Consider the following 1,958-nt stretch of genomic DNA (forward strand, 5'->3'; position numbering starts at 1 on the left):
CAGGAGTCTGGACTTGACTCACTTCCTTTATTATTTTTCATTTTTTTAAACTATTTAATACTAATGTCTTTTATAATAGCTTTTCATATATTATATAATCAATCTTTATAAGTCCTTTTATAAATTTCTTTTCTACCATTTTCGATAAATTCCTGTTTAATATTTTTAATTCCATAAACAATAGTTTCAATAGGATAATATTCTTCAACTATATCTTGATATTCTTTTGCTTTCTCAATATCTATATTTCCATACATTCTTAATATATCTTCTCCAAAATTTGTTCCTATTTCTTCTTCACTATCTTCAAGTAAGTATATAAAATCACAATATTCATCTATAATTCCAGAATCTCCAAAATCAATTATTCCAGTTAATCTATTATTGCCATCTAACAATAGATGATTACAACTAAAATCATTATGGCATAAACACTTTTTACCCTCAAAAACTGTTGTTGCATTTAGTCTTTCCATAAAACTTTCTATATAATCTTTTTCTATATCAGTTAAATCATTATAAATAGTTTCACGCAACAATATATACTCTTCTAATACATTTTGTTTATTATCAATAGTACATTCACTAATATCTGTATAATCTAAACCGTGCATTTGTCTTAAAAAACTGGCAATATCTCGTTTTAACAAATTTTGTTCTTCTTCTGACATAGTAGAATAAATTTCTGGTGTTAAAAAAGTTCCTTTAATTTCTTTATAACCTAGTATAGATAATTCATCACTAATATACGAATATTCAATATTAGGAATTTTTACATTAGTTTCTAAATTTGTATTTAAAAAATTATATATTGCTTTTTCTTTTGCATAACCTTTTTTCTTATTAGTACTAAATTTTGTTTTAAAAATGTATTCATTATTAACTAAATATGCCACACTATCATAACCACTACCGATTATTTCAATACTATCTACTTTGAAATTATCAAAGTAATGCTCAATTAAATATTTCATTGCCTTAACATTTGTGGCATTATCATCATATCTATATTCCATTAAATAACAATCTTCTTTTTTGCCCTCGTGTAATTCATGTTCTGGCAAATCTTCAATAATTCTAAAACCAGATTTTTGGTATGCCCTTATTGCTCTTGGATTATTTTTATGAGGGTCTAAAATAACTGCATTAGCATTTCTTTCTTTTTTCAAAAATTCAAAAATCAATTTAATATATCTTGTACCAATTCCTTTACTCCAATAATTTGGCTCTCCTATAAATTGATCCATACCATAGACTATCTCATCAGTTTTTGGATAATGATAATCAGTATATAACTCATCATACATTTTATATATTTGTCCATATCCAATAGGAACATTGTTATATTCAATAATTACTCTAAAAACTTCATCTTCCCAAGGCTCTGTATAATGTTTTTTTAATGATTCTAATGTATATTTTTTATCTCTACCACCATAAAATTCTAATACTCTTTCATCAGTTAACCATTTTAACATCAAAGGAAAATCATCATCTATTAAAGTTCTTATACATATTTCATTTTCAACTATATTCATTTATTTATCACCTTTTTCATAATCATATACATATACTATTTCATCTTTATAATCATTTTTACCACCTAATTTTTCATATACATGGCAAGCTCTAGGATTACCTTTATCAGTTATTAAAAACATTTCAGAACAACCAATCTCTTTAGAATATTCCTTAATAAAAGATAATAATTTTGAACCATAACCTTTGTCTTGATAGTTAGGTAACATTCCTATTGAGTGTAAATAAAACATTGTTTTTCCATCAGGTCTTAAAAGTGTATAGCAATATGCAAATCCTATAATTTTATTATTTTCTTTAGCTATAAACCCAAATGAACTGGTATCATTAAGAAATCCTTTTAAATTATCAATATCAAAAACCATATTATCATCAATTAAAACTTCTTCCATAAACTCAGTCAAGTCCAGACTCCTGTG

2 protein-coding genes are annotated in these 1,958 nt (G+C 24.9%); both read right to left on the minus strand.

The annotated features are described in order from the left end of the window. Positions 1–98 precede the first annotated feature (98 nt). On the minus strand, positions 99–1,538 hold the full coding sequence (locus JVU85_RS13805; RefSeq protein ID WP_001028144.1) for a bifunctional aminoglycoside N-acetyltransferase AAC(6')-Ie/aminoglycoside O-phosphotransferase APH(2'')-Ia: 1,440 nt from the start codon (positions 1,536–1,538) through the stop codon (positions 99–101). Beyond that, a partial coding sequence (locus tag JVU85_RS13810) for a GNAT family N-acetyltransferase (protein ID WP_046091389.1) occupies positions 1,539–1,958 on the minus strand: 420 nt, incomplete at its 5' end. It abuts the gene before it with no gap.

It is taken from the genome of Staphylococcus sp. GDY8P72P, from assembly GCF_016890655.1.
GTDB classification, from domain to species: domain Bacteria; phylum Bacillota; class Bacilli; order Staphylococcales; family Staphylococcaceae; genus Staphylococcus; species Staphylococcus arlettae.

Excerpts from the sequence above, each read along its gene's own strand:
- JVU85_RS13805 (WP_001028144.1), bottom strand. The coding sequence starts at position 1,538 with ATGAATATAGTTGAAAATGAAATATGTATAAGAACTTTAATAGATGAT.